The sequence below is a fragment of the Stygiolobus sp. CP850M genome (genome assembly GCF_037389425.1).
Classification (GTDB): Archaea; Thermoproteota; Thermoprotei_A; order Sulfolobales; family Sulfolobaceae; genus Stygiolobus.
The window spans coordinates 1-16,968 of the sequence record NZ_JBBHKR010000094.1 but is presented as its reverse complement, the minus strand read 5'-3'; the positions used below and the strand labels follow the sequence as shown (position 1 = coordinate 16,968).

Annotated in this window: 20 protein-coding genes; 8 read left to right on the top strand and 12 right to left on the bottom strand. The window is 37.6% G+C overall.

Features of this window, described 5'->3' with window-relative positions; all coding sequences use genetic code 11:
• Positions 1–51 precede the first annotated feature (51 nt).
• Complete coding sequence (gene dcd / locus WIW89_RS12000) at positions 52–585, top strand: dCTP deaminase (RefSeq protein WP_337699801.1); 534 nt, start codon at positions 52–54, stop codon at positions 583–585.
• Here the strand turns inward: dcd and WIW89_RS11995 are convergent.
• The 5 genes from WIW89_RS11995 to WIW89_RS11975 are packed head-to-tail and all read right to left on the bottom strand — an operon-like array spanning position 576 to position 3,464.
• Complete coding sequence (locus WIW89_RS11995) at positions 576–1,280, bottom strand: plasmid mobilization protein (RefSeq protein WP_337699800.1); 705 nt, start codon at positions 1,278–1,280, stop codon at positions 576–578. The two genes, dcd and WIW89_RS11995, sit on opposite strands and share 10 nt — an antisense overlap.
• Before the next feature lie 51 nt (positions 1,281–1,331).
• The gene (gene pdo, locus WIW89_RS11990; RefSeq protein WP_337700064.1) at positions 1,332–2,036 is read right to left on the bottom strand and encodes a protein disulfide oxidoreductase; all 705 of its coding nucleotides are present in this window, start codon (positions 2,034–2,036) and stop codon (positions 1,332–1,334) included.
• 51 nt (positions 2,037–2,087) lie between these two features.
• Positions 2,088–2,774 (bottom strand): TIGR00296 family protein, encoded by a 687-nt coding sequence (locus WIW89_RS11985; RefSeq protein WP_337699797.1) that lies wholly within the window; start codon positions 2,772–2,774, stop codon positions 2,088–2,090.
• On the bottom strand, positions 2,737–3,213 hold the full coding sequence (locus tag WIW89_RS11980) for a Mut7-C RNAse domain-containing protein (RefSeq protein WP_337720946.1): 477 nt from the start codon (positions 3,211–3,213) through the stop codon (positions 2,737–2,739). Before WIW89_RS11980 ends, WIW89_RS11985 begins: the two co-directional genes overlap by 38 nt.
• Positions 3,213–3,464, bottom strand: a complete 252-nt coding sequence (locus WIW89_RS11975; RefSeq protein WP_337699793.1) for a hypothetical protein — start codon at positions 3,462–3,464, stop codon at positions 3,213–3,215. Before WIW89_RS11975 ends, WIW89_RS11980 begins: the two co-directional genes overlap by 1 nt.
• Positions 3,465–3,495: 31 nt before the next feature.
• On the opposite strand from WIW89_RS11975, the gene WIW89_RS11970 reads away from it, so the two are divergent.
• The 3 genes from WIW89_RS11970 to WIW89_RS11960 are packed head-to-tail and all read left to right on the top strand — an operon-like array spanning position 3,496 to position 8,008.
• The gene (locus WIW89_RS11970) at positions 3,496–5,286 is read left to right on the top strand and encodes an NFACT family protein (protein ID WP_337720945.1); all 1,791 of its coding nucleotides are present in this window, start codon (positions 3,496–3,498) and stop codon (positions 5,284–5,286) included.
• A gap of 26 nt (positions 5,287–5,312) precedes the next feature.
• The gene (locus tag WIW89_RS11965; RefSeq protein WP_337720944.1) at positions 5,313–6,179 is read left to right on the top strand and encodes an RIO1 family regulatory kinase/ATPase domain-containing protein; all 867 of its coding nucleotides are present in this window, start codon (positions 5,313–5,315) and stop codon (positions 6,177–6,179) included.
• Complete coding sequence (locus tag WIW89_RS11960) at positions 6,176–8,008, top strand: DUF460 domain-containing protein (RefSeq protein WP_337720943.1); 1,833 nt, start codon at positions 6,176–6,178, stop codon at positions 8,006–8,008. The genes WIW89_RS11965 and WIW89_RS11960 overlap by 4 nt, the downstream gene beginning before the upstream one ends.
• On the opposite strand, the gene WIW89_RS11955 is transcribed toward WIW89_RS11960, so the two are convergent.
• On the bottom strand, positions 7,995–9,212 hold the full coding sequence (locus tag WIW89_RS11955; protein WP_337700062.1) for a methionine adenosyltransferase: 1,218 nt from the start codon (positions 9,210–9,212) through the stop codon (positions 7,995–7,997). The two genes, WIW89_RS11960 and WIW89_RS11955, sit on opposite strands and share 14 nt — an antisense overlap.
• Positions 9,213–9,243: 31 nt before the next feature.
• Positions 9,244–9,507 carry a U6 snRNA-associated Sm-like protein LSm6 gene (locus WIW89_RS11950; RefSeq protein ID WP_156004928.1) on the bottom strand — a complete coding sequence of 88 codons (264 nt, stop codon included), beginning with the start codon at positions 9,505–9,507 and terminating at the stop codon, positions 9,244–9,246.
• A 103-nt stretch (positions 9,508–9,610) separates the two neighbouring features.
• Here WIW89_RS11950 and WIW89_RS11945 point away from each other — a divergent pair, with 103 nt between their 5' ends.
• Positions 9,611–9,925: an ArsR/SmtB family transcription factor gene (locus WIW89_RS11945; RefSeq protein ID WP_337710133.1), complete on the top strand. Its 315-nt coding sequence runs from the start codon at positions 9,611–9,613 to the stop codon at positions 9,923–9,925.
• Here the strand turns inward: WIW89_RS11945 and WIW89_RS11940 are convergent.
• Entirely contained in the window at positions 9,878–11,476 is a 1,599-nt protein-coding gene (locus WIW89_RS11940) for a CTP synthase (RefSeq protein WP_337720942.1), read from the bottom strand. The two genes, WIW89_RS11945 and WIW89_RS11940, sit on opposite strands and share 48 nt — an antisense overlap.
• 86 nt (positions 11,477–11,562) lie before the next feature.
• Between WIW89_RS11940 and WIW89_RS11935 the strand changes: the two genes are divergently transcribed.
• Positions 11,563–12,234: an orotidine 5'-phosphate decarboxylase / HUMPS family protein gene (locus tag WIW89_RS11935; protein ID WP_337699781.1), complete on the top strand. Its 672-nt coding sequence runs from the start codon at positions 11,563–11,565 to the stop codon at positions 12,232–12,234.
• A gap of 23 nt (positions 12,235–12,257) precedes the next feature.
• A complete protein-coding gene (locus WIW89_RS11930) occupies positions 12,258–12,722 on the top strand; it encodes a hypothetical protein (RefSeq protein ID WP_337710232.1) in 465 nt (154 codons plus the stop codon).
• Between the two features lie 112 nt (positions 12,723–12,834).
• Here the strand turns inward: WIW89_RS11930 and WIW89_RS11925 are convergent, their stop codons facing one another.
• From WIW89_RS11925 to WIW89_RS11910, 4 genes are all read right to left on the bottom strand, one after another.
• Positions 12,835–13,257: a DUF2153 domain-containing protein gene (locus WIW89_RS11925; RefSeq protein WP_337699778.1), complete on the bottom strand. Its 423-nt coding sequence runs from the start codon at positions 13,255–13,257 to the stop codon at positions 12,835–12,837.
• A 48-nt stretch (positions 13,258–13,305) separates the two neighbouring features.
• Entirely contained in the window at positions 13,306–13,701 is a 396-nt protein-coding gene (locus tag WIW89_RS11920; protein WP_337720941.1) for a Trm112 family protein, read from the bottom strand.
• Complete coding sequence (gene glmM / locus WIW89_RS11915) at positions 13,698–15,062, bottom strand: phosphoglucosamine mutase (RefSeq protein ID WP_337720940.1); 1,365 nt, start codon at positions 15,060–15,062, stop codon at positions 13,698–13,700. Before glmM ends, WIW89_RS11920 begins: the two co-directional genes overlap by 4 nt.
• 94 nt (positions 15,063–15,156) lie before the next feature.
• Positions 15,157–15,810 carry a DUF929 domain-containing protein gene (locus WIW89_RS11910; RefSeq protein WP_337720939.1) on the bottom strand — a complete coding sequence of 218 codons (654 nt, stop codon included), beginning with the start codon at positions 15,808–15,810 and terminating at the stop codon, positions 15,157–15,159.
• A 276-nt stretch (positions 15,811–16,086) separates the two neighbouring features.
• On the opposite strand from WIW89_RS11910, the gene WIW89_RS11905 reads away from it, so the two are divergent.
• The gene (locus tag WIW89_RS11905; RefSeq protein WP_337720938.1) at positions 16,087–16,731 is read left to right on the top strand and encodes an amidohydrolase family protein; all 645 of its coding nucleotides are present in this window, start codon (positions 16,087–16,089) and stop codon (positions 16,729–16,731) included.
• Positions 16,732–16,968 lie beyond the last annotated feature (237 nt).

Sequence of the window (16,968 nt, the reverse complement as noted above, 5' to 3'; positions counted from 1 at the left end):
TCAAGTAACCTTTTCCTTAAATAGTGTTTTTATACAAAATATTAAGGTAGCATGATTCTTGGAGATCGTGACTTGAAATACTACCTTGAAAAAGGATGGATCGTAATAGATCCATTAAGAGAGGACAGTGTTAGAGAAAACGGAATAGACCTACGTATCGGTGAGGAAATAGCTAGATTTGAAGAAACACAAGACAAAGTATTCGACCCGGACAATCCCGATTACTCTCTTTTCCATGTAGAGAAAGGAGAAGAGTTTATAATACGCCCCTATGAACACGTATTACTCACAACGGAAGAATTAGTTAAGTTACCCAATGACGTAATGGCATTCGTAAACCTTCGTTCATCTTTTGCTAGACTAGGTCTCTTCATCCCTCCAACGATTGTAGATGCAGGGTTTGAAGGTCAGATTACGATAGAAGTAGTAGGCTCATCATTCCCCGTAAAACTGAAAAAAGGGATGAGGTTCCTTCACCTTATTTTTGCTAAAACTTTAACACCAGTAGAGAACCCATACCAAGGAAAATATCAAGGACAAAGAGGAGTTACAGTTCCACGGTTTACGAACAAAAATCACAGTTGAGCTGCTAGTTTCCATCCTTTAGAGTTAGCGTCATATATTACCAGTGCTTCTTTTGCCAATTTCCTGAATAGTTTTGCCTCTTTAGGTTCAAGCTTACTTGCAGCCTCTTCAGGATCAGATGTATCTATCGATGAAATATCTTCAATAAATTTGTTGTAAAAATCTTGACTCATAGCTATTCTTTCGGATTCTAAGTACATTATTTTAGCTCCTTCTCTCTCAAGTTTATTGAAGAAAGCTGTAGGATCTCTTAATGCCTTAAGTTCCGACTCAAATAATATACCTTCTTCTTGTAACCTTTCAATAGCTGTCTTCTTAAGTTGCGGTTGCTCTTTCTTCGCTTCAACCTTGATCTGTTTTTTCTCTTCACTCTTTTCAGTCTTTTCAGCACTCTTTTTACTACTTTCTAACTCTTCAATTTTTTCGGTAAGATCCGCAATTTTCCTCTTTATTTCCTCTATTTGTGCTGTAAAAGGATTTATATAATCCGTTATTTTTCTCTCTAATTTTGTAACAATCTGATTCACTATCTCGGGGTTATTCACGTCAACATTAATCTGATTTTGAATTGGGGTTTGCCTTCCGAACAAAACACTCCTTACGTACTCCGAAAGTAGAACATAACCCTCTTGTCTTGCTTTTTCTTCTAATTCCTTGTACTCTTCATCAGTAAGCTTAATTGAAATAATTTTCACAAATAAAATAAGTCATGCGTTATTAAAAAACTACTTTCCTTAAACTTGAGATTACGCTTTCTGATTCTGCTTCTCAAGGATTGAAGCTATGAAATTCTCTTCAGTGGGAACTCCTATGAATTCAACAGAGCCGTTTATAGCTACAGAAGGCACTGACATTACTTGATATTTCTCGGCTATGTCTTGGTTCTCGTATGCCTCTACCACATCTGATAGTACATTACACTTACCAGCTTTACAAGCTTCGTAAGCTACCATATGAGCCATTAAAGCAGCGTAAGGACAATAAGGACATGAGGGAGTAACCACCGTCTCGATCTTCACAAATCCGTTCAGCTTCTCTCTTATTGCATTAATTGTCTCTTGACTTAATCCACTTTCGTTTAGTGAAAGCCTTACAGCAGTCTCAACTAGTGCTCTTATCTCTTCTCCTAAGGGAGCGCCAGTCCATCTTATATAACCTTTAACAAAGGCAACAGTTGGAACTCTCTCGATATTAAACTCTTTGAAAACTTGTAAGTCATTCTGGTTAGCTTTGTCTACCACATGAATCTGTAATAAGCTTTTACCATCCTTTTTAGGAGCAGCGGCACTCATGAATTCTAAAAATCTTTTCGTAACATCACAATAGTGGCAATGTTCATCTAGAGAGTTTATAAATACGTATACATCAACAGGGTTTTTCATGTCTTTTAAAGCGTCTTGTAAAGCTTGTTTAACTTCGTCTGTAAAAAGTTCTGCAAATTCTTCCTCCATCCTAACCACGCTACTAATCTTTTTTGGCTTCGCCGAATAAAAAAGTAACTACTATAAATTCAAAATTTCCTCTTTTTTGCATTTAATTTGGTTGGGCTTTAGAACAAGGATATTTTCTGAATTAGGACTCGTCTCTCTGAAAATAATACCTTGGAATTTCTTAACTTTTACTTTTGAATTTAACCAGCAATCAGGGTCTAATCCTGCTTTGATACAAGTTTCGGCTAGGAAGGTCTCAGAGTCCCAGCAATATTCCATAGGAACTTGAGGCAATAATAGACCGCTATACATTATCCCGTACTCGACAATCAATCCGTCTTCTCCTACTTTAACTTGATTCACGAGGTCTTTCCTATTACTTGTTGTAATCTCCTCAGGTTTTGTCAGAACTGTTACCTCTATTATAATCTCATCGATCTCGTGCTTAGCTAAAGGAGGAAACCTGGGGTCAGAAAACGCAGCACCAATTGCAGCCTTACTTACTATCTCGCTAAGTGGTGCCACAGCCTCAACGTAACCTATACACCCTCTAAGAGATGTAGTTGAACCGGTTTCTTTTTCAAGTGTAACAAAAGCTAATCCTCTTTTATCTAGGACGGGGTCGTAAAGAGACTCATCAATCTTTCTCCTTAACCCTAACTCGACTTCAATTGACTGTCTTGCAATCTTTACTAATTTCTTGCCTAAATCTTCAGTGAGATCACTGATCGTAACTAATTGACTGCTGTCGAGACTCATTATTCTTTAATATTGCTCTCGCCCTAATAAGAGTGCTCTCTATAGTTCTCCAATGAGAACCCTTCCAATACTTTTTATGACACCTAGTGCACTCCCACAAATTGTCATTAACCTTCTTCAGCACACCGTTACACACGGAGCACCTTGAAAAATTAGGATCTACAATATTCAAATCTATAGAGTATTTAGAAGATAATTTAGCTAAAATTTCTTCAATTTTCAGACCAGGGATAACATAAAAACACTCTAGCCCCCTCTTCCTAGCTCTTACACATAACCCTCTATCTCTCGTTATAATTATTCTATTCTCATCAGAAGCAATCTTCAAAATTTTCCAGTCTACAAAGTTATTATTGTAGGCAGTGTCGTAACCTAATATCCTCAGCCACCTTGCTAGCTTGCCCAGCATTGCATCTACTACGAATTTCTGAGTTTGCATTAAACATTATACAGTATTACAAATATTAAAAGCCACGACGCCAATAATATTGAAACACCTCTGCCTAGTAAATCCCACTTAGTAAGGTTAAAACCCCTTATAATACCATAGACTATCCCAACGGATAACGCATATGTAATTAACGGAATCAGAAGTGCTATTACCTCGTTATTCAGTAAGATGAATGAAAGAGCACCGCTCACTACTCCCATAATCCCTCTGAGCACCAAGATTTTATCTTCCTTCTCCACGGTAATTAATAGACTATAGGGGGTAAAATAGTTGAATAGAAAAACGAGCATGTCTTACATTGATCTACTGGCGTGGTACACAGAAAACAAGAATAAACTTGAAGGGTGTAGAATAGACAACATATTCAAAATCGAAGGGCTTTCAGCCTACTTACTTAAGCTATATTGTAGGGGCGAATATAAGAACTTAGTCTTGGAGCCGGGTAAGAGAATTCACTTCACGAAATATGAAAGACAAAAAGACTCGACCGCCGAGGTCACGGTGTTACGTGAGCTTCTTCGAGACAGAATAATAAAAGACATCTCGATCTTAGGAACGGAAAGGATTATAAAGATACTTGCGTCAGAGAAAATCATCTACTTAGAATTACTCCCGAGAGGTCTCATGGTGATTACAGATGAGAATAACAAGGTATTGTTCTCTACCGAGTACAAAGAATTTAAAGACAGAACTATAAAATTAGGTCTAACTTATACCCCTCCTCCACCCTTAAATCCTCCGACTAAGGAAGAGATAGACAAACTACTTAAGAAAGGTAACCTAAGCAGGATCTTGGGAATACCTCAAGAACTCGCTGAAGCTCTGAAATTATACGCAACCAATGAACAAGAGCTGGAGGAAGCCAAGAAAAAGATTGAGGAATTATTGAGGAAGATATCAAGCGGTAATTTCGATAAGTGTTTAATTAAGGACACTACTGTACTCCCGGTAAAAATTGAAGGTTGTATTGAGATGGAAAGTTATAATGACGCATTGGATGAATTTTTTACAGCAGAGGAAAGATCGTTAATAAAGAGTGAAATAGACAAAAAACTTGAGGAAGAAAGGAAAAAGTTAGAAAAAACAATAGAGGAAACTAAAAGGCAAATAGAGGACTATGAGAAAAAAGCTGAAGAGCTAAGAAGCATTGCACAAATTATAGTGGCTAACTATGAGACGGTTAACTCCCTTCTTAGTCAGTCGGGTAAGCGAAATCCCTTCAAGACCACCATTAATGGAATAGAAGTGGAACTGGATCCTAGTCTCTCAGTCTATAAGAATTCTTCCAAATATTTCGATATGGCTAAGGAGTACGTGGAAAAAGCTAAGAGAGCAAGGGAAGTTTTAGAGGATTTACAAAGAAAAATGCGAGATCTGGAAAATCAAATCCTTGAAAGGAAGGAAGAGATAATTGTAGCCTCAAGAAAGAAGGAATGGTACGAAAAATACCATTGGACTATAACAAGGAATGGTTTTCTAGTAATTGCCGGAAGAGACATCGATCAGAACGAAAGTATAGTCAGAAAACTGTTAGAGGACAAAGATATCTTCTTCCACTCTGACATTCAAGGAGCTGCTGCCACTGTTCTGAAAACGAATGGTAAAGAGCCCAAAGAGGAGGACTTACTTGATGCTGCCACAATTTCGGCTTGCTACTCTAAAGCCTGGAAGGCTGGTATGGCTGCCATAGACGTTTTTTGGGTATACGGGGAACAAGTTAGCAAGACCCCGCCAAGTGGTGAGTACCTTAAGAAAGGATCCTTCATGATCTACGGTAAAAAGAACTATATAAAGAACGTTAGATTGCAACTTGCTATAGGCTTGATAAAGAGCGAAGAAGGTTTAAAAGTTATGACAGGGAACATCGATAATGTATCTTCGAAGACGGACACTTACGTTGTAATTTCTCCAGGTGACGACGATCCTTCTAAACTAGCTGATAAGATAATAAAGTACTTCTATGAAAAGTTCGGTATTAAAGGTCTTAGAGCTTTAAAAGAGGACATTATCAGAGAAATACCTGGTAAGTCAAAGCTTCTTATGAAAAAAATTAAAGCGTGAAGACATAATATTTATTGTTACCAGTTATGCCTTCTTTAACATTAGCCGAGCGAGCCTCTCTTGTAGGTCCCTTAGATTATAAAATTCTTAAAACCATTTATTCTCTCCATAGGAACCACGAGTGGATTATGACATCAGAGTTAGTAGAGGAAACAGGATTAAGGTTAAACGAACTCCAGCCGGTTTTGCTAAGACTGTATAACCTCAGGTTACTTTCAAAACAGATAATAAGTGGTGAGTACAGTTACAGAATTACTTTTACAGCTCTAGATATATTAGCAATAAAGAAACTTTACGTGGAGAAAGTCCTTAAGAACCTTGGGATAGTAATAGGGGTCGGAAAAGAGAGCGAAGTGTACGTAGGTTATAACTTTAACGACGAACCGCTTGTAGTCAAATTCCACAGGGTCGGTAAGAGAAGTTACAAGAACGTCAGGAAGATCCGAAATATCCAAAAAGATAAAGACTGGACGGTAATTTCAGTGGAAAACGCAGAAAGGGAATACCAGGCTCTTGAGTGTGTTAAGAAAAATTACGGCTATGTTCCACAACCTTACGGAAGAGCTTATAACGCCGTGGCTATGGAACTGGTGGAAAGTAGAGAGTTATACAAGAGTGAATTGACAAACCCAGAAGAAATACTAGATCAGATACTGTCGACAATTAGAATAGCGTATAATGAATGTAAGATGATTCATGGCGACTTAAGTGAATATAATGTACTTGTAAAGGACGGAACAGCTTACGTAATCGATTGGCCGCAATGGTCAAGCCCCGAGAACGAGGACTTACTCTTAAGAGATGTAGATCATATTCTTGCTTATTTTTATAAGAAGTATGAAATAGATAAAGATGTAGATGCTGTCATAGATTATATAAAGGGGAAACCATGAAGGTAATGGGAATTGATATTGAGCCAGGCCAAAGCCCGTCTTCCTTGAAGCCTCCCACATATTCTGTGATTATCATAAATGAAAAAGGTGAAGTAGAATACAAGGCAGAATCATCTCCTCTCACGAAAATATTAAGGTTAGCTTGGGAATTAAGACCAGATAAAATAGCAGTAGATAACGTTTACGAGTTAGCACCCGATGAGAAAAAACTTGTCAAAATCTTATCGCTTTTACCGGACAAACTAGAAGTTATACAAGTTACTTACGTCAACGACATGTTCAAAGATATCAGAGACGTAGCAAGAGAGGCTGAAATTGACGTTCAAGGAAAACCAACACCGTTAAGAACAGCTTATCTAGTAGCTGTTTTAGCACTAAAGGGTATAGGGACCCCCATCAGAATTAGGGAGAATAAGACAAAGATTATAATTTCCAGAGGCAGGGCTGTAGGACCCGGAGGGATGAGCAGTAATAGATATAAAAGAAACTTAAGGGGGCTCATTCTCAGAGTAGCTAAAAGAATTAAAGAACAACTAGATGCACACGGGTTTGATTACGATTATTCGATAAAGAGAAGTAAGAACGGGATAGAAAAAGCTGTATTTACGGTGTATTCGCCCAGAGAGAGTTTATACGGAATCGTAAGGAAAATGAAGGGCCATGACCTAAGAGTTGAGATAAAGCCAGTTTATAAATCCAAAATCGAGTTTGGAGATACAAAAAAAGAAACTAAGCCCATCATAGTAGGCATAGACCCTGGGATAGAAGTAGGGATATCAGTAATAGATTTGCACGGAAACCCCTTGTTTATGACGTCTAGGAGAAATATAGACAGGGAAGACGTAATAGACATAATAAGAAAATACGGAAAGCCCGTTTTAATAGCAACTGACGTAACTCCAGTGCCTGACACTGTAAAGAAAATTTCAGCCATGCTAAACTCTAAGTTATTTGTTCCAGACAAGAGGCTCAGCATGGATGAGAAGATGTTAATTGTCGATAAATTCTCGACTCAGCACGGATTGAAAATAGACGATCCGCACATAAGGGATTCTTTAGCAGCTGCTTTGAAGGCATATTATGAGATCTCCCACAAGCTTAATCAGGCTAGAGGATTACTAAGGAGAATGGATATAGACGTAGATGAGGATCGGGTACTGGAATGTGTTATTGAAGGTAAAACTATGGATGAGTGTGTAGAAAAAGAAATTGAAAAAGAGATAGAAGACACCAAAAATGAAATTTCTCAACCTAATTTTACTCCGCATCAAACTGACTACTACACTAAAGTGAACTCTCTTGAGGAAGAGAATGTACAGTTAAAGAGGGATATAGAAAGACTTAAAAGAAAGATCAGAGAAATGACATTTCAAAATATGTTATTACAGAGAAGAATTGATGAGATTAAAATGATGTATAATAAGGAACTTCAAAAGGAAAGAAAAATTTACGAGTTGAAGTTAGAGATAGAGAACTATATTAAACTTATAAATATCATGAGAAATAAAATAGAAGAGAAAGAAAGAGAAACCAAGAATTTACTCGAGATAATAGAAGGTTTGGTTAACTCAAGATTACTGGTAGTAGATTCCGATCAGTTACCTCCTTACATGAAGGTAGATATTAGCGAAAAAAGAGTATATTTTCATAGTCAACAAGTAGATAATTCTATAGTGAAGTTATTTTTGAGGGATAAAGTAATTGTTGAAAAAGAGACACTAAGAGACTTGGAAATACTTAATAAGGAAAAGTTACTCGCAGAGAGCGAAAAACTTGACCTAAAGAGAATCCTTGAAGACTATAGGAGAAATCGTTTCAGAACAAAATGACCTTACCCTCTAATATCAGATCAGAGATCTTGACAATATTGCCCAGCATCTCATCAGTGATCCCTTCGATCTCTCTCTTCATATTATCGTTAATTTTACCGTCCTCAGTCATAACCTGAACGTTAGCTATTAGAGGGTCGTCTATAGGTCTCCCTATTTGACCTAACACTTCTACTTGGACGCTTTTTACACCTTTTACCTCTTGAGATACTTTTTGTGCAATTAGGTTCGCAACGATGTTGTAAAGTTTGCCTACATGATTCACGGGGTTCTTTCCTGCAGTAGCTTCCAAAGACATAGGACGCATGGGCGTTATTAGTCCGGTAGCCCTGTTTCCTCTCCCCGTCATTCCATCATCTCCGTGCTCCGCTGAAGTTCCAGTCACGGTGAGATATACTATACCCCTATCTATCTTATCACCAGTGTTTATGTTCACTTTCACATCATAATTAGGAACTAATTTTGCTGCTAAATCTAGAATTTGATTCTTAGTTTCTTCTTTAACGTTTATATACTGATTTACGTCTTCTACAAGCTGGCTTATAACTGCCATAGCCACTGTTAATTCTATCCTATTGCCTTTTCTTAATCCCATCACCTTTATGTCTTCTCCTATCTCAGGGATCTTAGCTTTAATTTCCTTAGAGTTCAACAGCCTTTCTGTATTAAATACTAGATTTTCCAGTTTAGAATAAGGTGCAAATCCAACTCCAAAACTTGTATCATTAGATAAAGGTACTTTCTTACTAGCTTCAAATATTCCAACTAGATCCGTAGAACCTTTCCCTATTTTGTAATCAACTACTACATGTTTTTCTGGGTCTAGATATCTGAAGTGATCCTTAATCCATTCCTTAACACTTTCAATTATAATTGTTCCTACTGGTATACTCTCTGTTCCGTGCTCTGTCTTGACTTCAGTAGTTGCTCTACCTGATACTACAATGTATATAGGATGAAGAACTTCTCCGCCCTTGAACTTAGGTGCTGCTTGACCGCCTACGAGTAAAGTCTTATCTAAATTGTGATGTAAAATTACTCCGTAGTTCTTGAGATAATAAAGCGAAAGTTTTCTGCTGGCTTCCTCTGATGCCGAATCCGCTATGTAGTCCGGATGACCTACTCCTTTTCTTTCTACTAATTCTACATCTAAAGAGTCTATATCAGCCCAGTGGCTTAATTGAACGTTTATGTTCCTCATTATACCTTATCCTCACACCAAATAGCTTATAAATTTACTTTTCTTTTCCCATTATCACTTCGTAGTCAACACTGATAAAGAGGATGTTACTACCTCTGATTAAAACTCTGCCATATTTTGCAACAGGGTCTGATGTACCTTCTTTAGTCTCTATACAGTCCCTTAATACTAGGTTCATGGTACCGTCACTCTGTTCCAATCTACCGATGTATTCAGAACCATTCTTCAATTTCACTAATACAACTTTATTCATAGCTGTTTTTAGGCTCTTTAACGGATTTTCCATCTTCGCTTGCACGATAAGTCTCCTCAATTTGAAATTGTGTTACTAGCTAATATAAAAGGGTTCTCATCTCTTTTACCTTACGTTTTTTAAGGGAAATGATGTCAAGATAAACAACGTGGAATTAATAATCTCAGAACCTGAAGAAATTGTAAAGATATCAAAGACATTAAGCGTAATGGCAAGAATAAATATACTGAAACTTACAAGCGAGAAGCCGTTAGATATAACTGAATTAAGCGAAATACTGCACATGAGTAAGGGGAATATAAGTAATCATGTTGCTGAACTAGAAAATGCCGGCCTTGTGGAAGTTAAATATGAAAACGGGGTTAAAGGAATAAGAAAAATCGTGAAACCTAAATACCAAAAAATAACTATAATTTTACTCGATACCAGCACTAGCCTTGAGAAAACTAACGAAAACGGGTGAAGGTGCTAACGGTCTACTTCTGTATTCAGGATGCCCTTGTAGTCCGACGAAGAACTTGTGATCCTTAAGCTCGATCATCTCCACCAGACCGTTTTCACTTATTCCCGAAATAACCATCCCGTTCTTTTGGAGTTCGTCTACGTATTCAGGGTTGACTTCGTATCTATGCCTATGTCTTTCATAAGCGACTGTTGAACCGTAAATCTTGTTGGCTAACGTCCCTTCCTTAATTATAACCTTCTGTAATCCTAATCTCATCGTTCCACCAACTTGCACTACTTTCTTTTGTTCATCTAGAAGAGTTATCACCGGATAAGGTGTTTTAGGATCGACCTCTGTAGTGTGAGCCCCTTTCAAACCCATTATATTCCTAGCGAACTCCACTACAGCTAATTGCATCCCATAACATATTCCCAAAAACGGAATGTTATTCTCTCTTGCAATCCTTATTGCAGATATCTTACCTTCAACCCCCCTCGCTCCAAAGCCTGGCAATACTATTATACCATTAACCTTCTTAAGTTTCTCCAGTTCTTGTGGATAACTTTCGATATCGGTCGATTCTATCCATAATAATACGGGCTTTACTTTTAGTTTAGCCGCAGCGTGATATATTGCCTCCTTTATGCTTATGTAGCTGTCTTTCAATTTCGTATACTTACCGACAAGAGCTATTGTGACCTCTCTCTTACCCTCTTTGAGGTCTGAGATGAACTTCTTCCAATCTTCTAGATTGGGCTGACTATCTTTAAGCTGAAGTTTCTCTAGAATTCTACTTGGTACTCCTTGATTCTCGAGTATTAGGGGTACTTCATACGTCATGGAAACATCGTAGTTAGAGAAAATATTTTCTGGTCTTACATTTGTAAATAGAGCGATCTTTTTCCTAGTTTCTTCATCCAATGGTACTACAGACCTTGCAATTATAATATCTGGTTGTATTCCTATCCTTCGTAATTCTTGTACGCTGTGCTGAAGCGGTTTCGTTTTGATTTCCTCGGTGGCTTTTAAATATTCTACGAGTGCGACGTGTACAAATAATACGTTAGGTTCAGCCTCCTCAATTCTCAACTGCCTAACTGCCTCAAGAAAAGGCAAACTCTCTATATCACCTACAGTACCTCCTATCTCAACTATTACGACTTCCGCATTAGCCTTCTCAGCAGCTTTCCTTATCATTGATTTTATCTCGTCCGTAACGTGCGGGATTATCTGAACTGTCTGACCTAAGTATTTTCCCTCTCTTTCCTTTCTGATTACCTCGAAATAAACCTTGCCTGCAGTTATGTTGTTGTATTTGCTCATATTTATTCCGACAAACCTTTCATAATGCCCTAAATCTAGATCAGTCTCTGCTCCATCATCAGTTACGAATACTTCACCGTGCATATATGGGTTCATAGTCCCTGCATCTACATTCAGATATGGATCGACCTTTACTAACGTGACATTATATCCTCTGGCCTTTAGCAGAAGCCCTATAGAGGCTGACACCGTACCCTTACCAACACTTGACAGAACGCCTCCGGTGACTATAATAAACTTCGTCAAACGGAAATCACAGCTAATATTCTACAAACACCAGTTTTAAAGCTCATTTGTCTTATTTGTAATGGGTAATCTATACGGGGAATAATATGGAATTACTTGAAAAACTAAAAAATTCTAGATCTTTACAGGTAGCACTAGATTTTTTAAAAATAGATGACGCCTTAAAAGTAGCATTAGATGCGATAAAAGGGGGGACAGATATATTAGAGTGTGGTACTCCACTACTAAAGGCTGAAGGTATTACTGCGCTTAAAAAACTTAATGAGATCGGTAAAGGGAAAATCGTTCTAGCGGATACTAAGACGGCAGATGCTGGTGATGTTGAAGCTGAAATAGCTAGGTTGGGAGGAGCAAAAATAATGACTGTCCTAGGAATTATGGATGATGCTACAATAGAGAGTGCAGTGAAGAAAGCTCATGAATACGGTATCTTAGTGCAAGCAGACTTAATAAACGTTAAGAACGTTAGGGACAGAGCTCAGGAACTCAAAAAATTAGGTGTGGATATAATAGGACTACACGTTGGTTTAGACGTACAAAAGAAAAGGGGGATTAGCGTTTCAGACCTTAAAAAAGAGATCAAAGAGGTATCGGAACTGGGAGTAGTAGTTTCAGTAGCTGGAGGCTTAAATAAGGAGAGGATACAAGAGTTGCTTGACTTACCGATTAACATCTTTGTTGTAGGCGGAGCAATAACAAAAGCAAGTAATCCTTATGACGTGACATTAGATATAGTTAAGATAATAAGGCAGAAGTGAGAGTATTAGAAGAGGAGAATTATATGTCTCAGCCTGGCGGTCAGACAAAGTCTAAGGACGTAAAGCTTGTGACGAAGCAAGTAATAACTCCTGACGTTCTTAAAGAAGACAAAAGAAAGGTCAAACTATTATACATAATTAAGGTTTTAGGCGGTGCATCGGAGAAGGCTCTAGTTACTGCATTAAATGAAATGAAGGAGAAAGGGTTAGATTTAGGATATCAGTTCAACATCATTGGCGGAAACATTTTCAGTCCTATGGTTAAAGAAGATATTACTTCTTTATTATACTTAGGATATGTAGAGAACGATCCAGTCAGCAAGAAGTTAAAAGTCACCAATAATGGACTAGAGTTTTTAGACACTCAAACTATAGAGGAAGATTTCAAGAATAACCTTAACCAATTAATAAATGATGTAAAACTTAAGGTTCAGGCGATAGATGAAGAAAATAGATTAAAGAATAGAAGAAATAATAGAAGATACTAAACTAAAGTTCTACCTTATTTATTTTTTTGATTTTAATCCATCTTGTTATAGTACAGTTGTTATAATAGTGTAGTAAAGAATACAGTAAAGAATATTAAAATAGAAAGATACTTCACATCGTCATAAAGCTTCCTCTTCTGCCAGTCTGCTGTTGGTTCTCGTCACTTAGTGGTCTGTTCCATATCAGTGGGTCTAGCTTTCCTTCTTTGCTTAACTTGATTACCAATTCTCTAAACTCGCTCGTATGTCTTATGTCTAGTTCAAGCAGTGTTTCTAAAAGCTTCCATGTAGTCTTCATTACATCCTCTAACATCTCCTTAGGCATATGCCTAATAATTTGCGGATCTTGTAACCATTGATCGAATGCTTTTATAGTCCTCATTATATGCTGGAATGCTACTCTAGTGGCTAATATTAAGTCAAGTCTGTCAATATCACCTGACTCATATTTTTTCTCCATTTCTCTCACAGTATTCAATAAATTCTTTTGCATCTTAATCCATTCGTCAAGATTTGAGAGATATCCGTTTTCCAAACGGCTACACCAATATTACTTGTGTTACTACAAATTAATAAGCATATGTCAAATACTCTCTTTAATGTTATAAGGTAGACCTTCCGACAAGATTTCTCTAGGAATTTTATCCTTATATTTCTTTAAAAATTCAACGTCTTCACTTTCTCTTCTTAACTTATCTGGTAACATCCTCGGTATTTCGTCAATAACTGGATACCATCTCTTACACTGAGAACAATAAAGAATTCCATAAACGATCTCTCTCTTGAAACACTCTTCACAAGGAAGTTCTTCCTTGGCATCCTTAACGTTGACTTTCTTATACGCACAATATATTTCGCACAAGGGCTTTTTCTCATCTCCTAAATTTCTCTCAACTTGTTTCTCAGAAAAAACGTAGTACGTAAGAGGAAAATGTTTACAAATAGGACAAGCTAAAAGGTCTAACAGCCTATACTTCATCCGCTTTCAACAATACTCTTTAACTCTTGAGCTATATTATTTGCTTTTTCCTCATCTTTAGCCTCTACTAGAATCCTTATTATAGGCTCTGTACCGCTCTTCCTTACTAAGAACCAATAATCGTTTGTTATCACCTTAACACCGTCAATAGTCAACATCTTTCCTTTTCCCTGATATATCGAGATTAACTTAGAATAGAGGACGTTAACATCATATCCAGGCTTTAACTCCACTTTAGTCTTCACTAAGTAGTACTTAGGCAATCTATCGAAGAGTTCGGCTGAACTAACGTTCTCCTCAGCCATCAGCTCTAGCATTAACGCGAAACTCATAGCACCGTCTCTAACGTACTGATGAGGAGGATACATAAAGCCGCCGTTCTCCTCAAATCCAGCTAAAGCCTTCTCATCCTGGACTCTATGTGCAATATCTACACTACCTACCTTAGTCCATATTACTTCAATCCCGAACTTAGATAGGTATTCCTCAACAAGGCTGGAACTAGAAACAGCTGTAACTACCTTATTACTGGCTCTAGGATTCTTAACGTGAGTCCAATACGAGAGGAGAGCCGCGCTCCTATCTCCCCACTGTATCCTACCTTCTGAGTCAATAAATATAGCCCTATCGGCATCACCGTCATGAGTTACGGTTAAGTCTGCCTTCAACGTTTTAGCTACGTTTGCCGTCTCCTTTAATGAATCAAATGTGGGCTCAGGTTGTCTAGCCGGAAACAACGGGTCAACATTACCGTTAAGAGTATATATTTTACAGCCTAATCCTCTGGCAACTAAAGGAGTAGAAAGTCCTCCTACACTGTTAGCAGAGTCGATGAGAACCGTGTAGTGCTTTTTAGCTACTTTTTCTACATCAACATGGCTAAGGACTCCCTTTACGTAAATATCTATGACTCTGTCCTCCTTCTTAACCTCGTTAGTTAAAGCGCTCCATTCTTGCGTGTTGAACCTCTCGCTAAAGTATACTTCTTCGATTTCATTCTCCTTCTCTCTTCTTACTTCAATACCATCACGATCTATAACCTTTATTCCATTATAGGGAGCCGGATTATGGCTCGCAGTTACTATTACACCAGCGTCGTATCCTAAGGTCTTAACAGCGTATTGTAGCGCAGGAGTTGCTGCCATTCCACCATCATAAACTTGGACACCTACACTAAGTAACCCTGCTTCCACAACCCTCATTAACATGTCTCCGCCAGCTCTTGCATCCCTTCCTATGAGAATTTTGCTTTCCTTACCAAAATATGTACCTATAGCCTTAGCTAATTTAAGCACTAATTCAGGTGTTAGTTCCTTGTTAACTATTCCTCTGACTCCATCGGTACCGAATAACTTACCCATAGTAAGAGTTTCCCTTCTTTTTATTTTAATTTTGTCGTAACAATTTGAGTCGATAAGATGTAAAATAATCTGGATAAATTTCTCAGTAAAGCTATCAGGTAGGGCATGAACCAGTTGGATACTCCATAGCTATTACGTTTTGAATCATGTCCGAGGCTTGAATTATCTGAGTGAAGTTATCAAGATTCTGATAGATGTACTGAGGTGAATAGCCTTCTAAAGTAGTAGGATTTACTATAGGAGTGTCTACGATGTAAGTCCCGTTAGGACCTGATATCAAGATAGCGAAATTTAGGTGAGGGGGTTTTACATACAATGCTGGTGGTTTACCGTAATTGCTTACTGTAATGTTGACTTCGTAGTGTATTATAATACTTGCTACTTGAGTCGCATTAGGAACACCCATAGTTTCCAACTCTTCTGTCAGTATTTGCTCTCCTTCAGGTATTAACTGGTCAGTAGGAATTGGAGTGCCATTGTATGAAGCATTAAGATACTCGTTGTAAACATAAGCTATGTAAAACTCTAATTCTCCTTGTGACTTGAATCCGGTGAATATCAGACCGGGTATATTAGCAGGAGAATGATCGGGATCTGAATAATGAAATTGGAACGACACATTACCATAATTCTTAATAACATTATATATCGCCCACGATGCAGCAGCTCCTACTGGGCAACCATACCAAGATTGTTCAACAACAATTACCTTACCCGGTGGTGCATAGTCCTGATCATTAACCTTCACAAACGTACCCGCGGGGATAGTATTTTGTAAGAGAGACGACTTTGACGCTGGAGTTAACGAAGAAGATATATTGTTACTGAAGTGCGATAATACGAGAACTCCGCCTATTATTATTATTACTAAAACTAATAATCCAATTAACGTTTTTTATTCATCGATAATATCGATGAATATGATTTTATAAATGTTACTATAAATTAACTTTATAATGAAATTATATTGAAGAGCAGTTTCCACTGAAATACTTATTGACTCTATTTGAAGAGAGTATTAGTCGTGGAAATAATAGACATTAACGTACATCTAGGGCTTAAACTTTATCCCACTAGCGCAGAATATCCTTTACGTGACTTCGTCTTAAATCCTGCATATAAATACGGTTGCGAGTGTTGCGTAGACGGGTTCTATCAACAGTATATGAAATATCCTGACAAACCTAGGCTAGGAATTTACAACGTAAGGTGCAGAATTCCTCCTCAAGTCGAGGTTTATAGACAGATCGAGAAAGGGATCGTAGGCTTAATACTCAACCCTATAAACCACTCCTTTAGCTTAAAAGATGAAAGAGTTCTTGAATTAATCAAAATTGTGGAAAAGGAAGACCTACCCCTTCTCGTATATACGGGGAGAGGTTACGGTAACCCCTCCCACTTAAAACCATATTTGTCGAGAGTACCTTATCTTATTCTCATACATTCTGGATATCCTAATTACATCAACGAAGCTATGGAACTAGCGAAAGAAGAAAAAGTGTTTTTCGAAATCTCTATGGTACCTCCTGAGATAAGCATTGTTTTTAAAGGCAAAAGAGTTTACGGCAGTAACTACCCTTATACACCTATTGACTTAGGACTATTGAATTTACATGGGTTGGACGAGAAGGAAAAGAGTCTATACGCAAAGAAAATTTTTAAACTATAATTAGACGACTCGTGATTAAAAGTCACCCTCTTGTCTTATTTAATGTAACTTGAGTCTTAGTCTCTTTAAGCTGTCACAATAGTAGAAAAAACGCCTTATATTAACAGAATCTAAATATATATACTACTTTCAAGAGTATTATAAGTATGGGAATTCCGTTCTTCGGACAATCATCATTTGGATCTGCACTTTGTGGAGGGTCTATAGGGCTGGGAGGAAAAACAATGACGGTACCAG

Coding starts and splice junctions, on each gene's coding strand:
- dcd (WP_337699801.1), top strand. CDS start 52: ATGATTCTTGGAGATCGTGACTTGAAATACTACCTTGAAAAAGGATGG.
- pdo (WP_337700064.1), bottom strand. CDS start 2,036: ATGGAGGAAGAATTTGCAGAACTTTTTACAGACGAAGTTAAACAAGCT.
- WIW89_RS11985 (WP_337699797.1), bottom strand. CDS start 2,774: ATGAGTCTCGACAGCAGTCAATTAGTTACGATCAGTGATCTCACTGAA.
- WIW89_RS11980 (WP_337720946.1), bottom strand. CDS start 3,213: ATGCAAACTCAGAAATTCGTAGTAGATGCAATGCTGGGCAAGCTAGCA.
- WIW89_RS11965 (WP_337720944.1), top strand. CDS start 5,313: ATGCCTTCTTTAACATTAGCCGAGCGAGCCTCTCTTGTAGGTCCCTTA.
- WIW89_RS11960 (WP_337720943.1), top strand. CDS start 6,176: ATGAAGGTAATGGGAATTGATATTGAGCCAGGCCAAAGCCCGTCTTCC.
- WIW89_RS11935 (WP_337699781.1), top strand. CDS start 11,563: ATGGAATTACTTGAAAAACTAAAAAATTCTAGATCTTTACAGGTAGCA.
- WIW89_RS11930 (WP_337710232.1), top strand. CDS start 12,258: ATGTCTCAGCCTGGCGGTCAGACAAAGTCTAAGGACGTAAAGCTTGTG.
- WIW89_RS11920 (WP_337720941.1), bottom strand. CDS start 13,701: ATGAAGTATAGGCTGTTAGACCTTTTAGCTTGTCCTATTTGTAAACAT.
- glmM (WP_337720940.1), bottom strand. CDS start 15,062: ATGGGTAAGTTATTCGGTACCGATGGAGTCAGAGGAATAGTTAACAAG.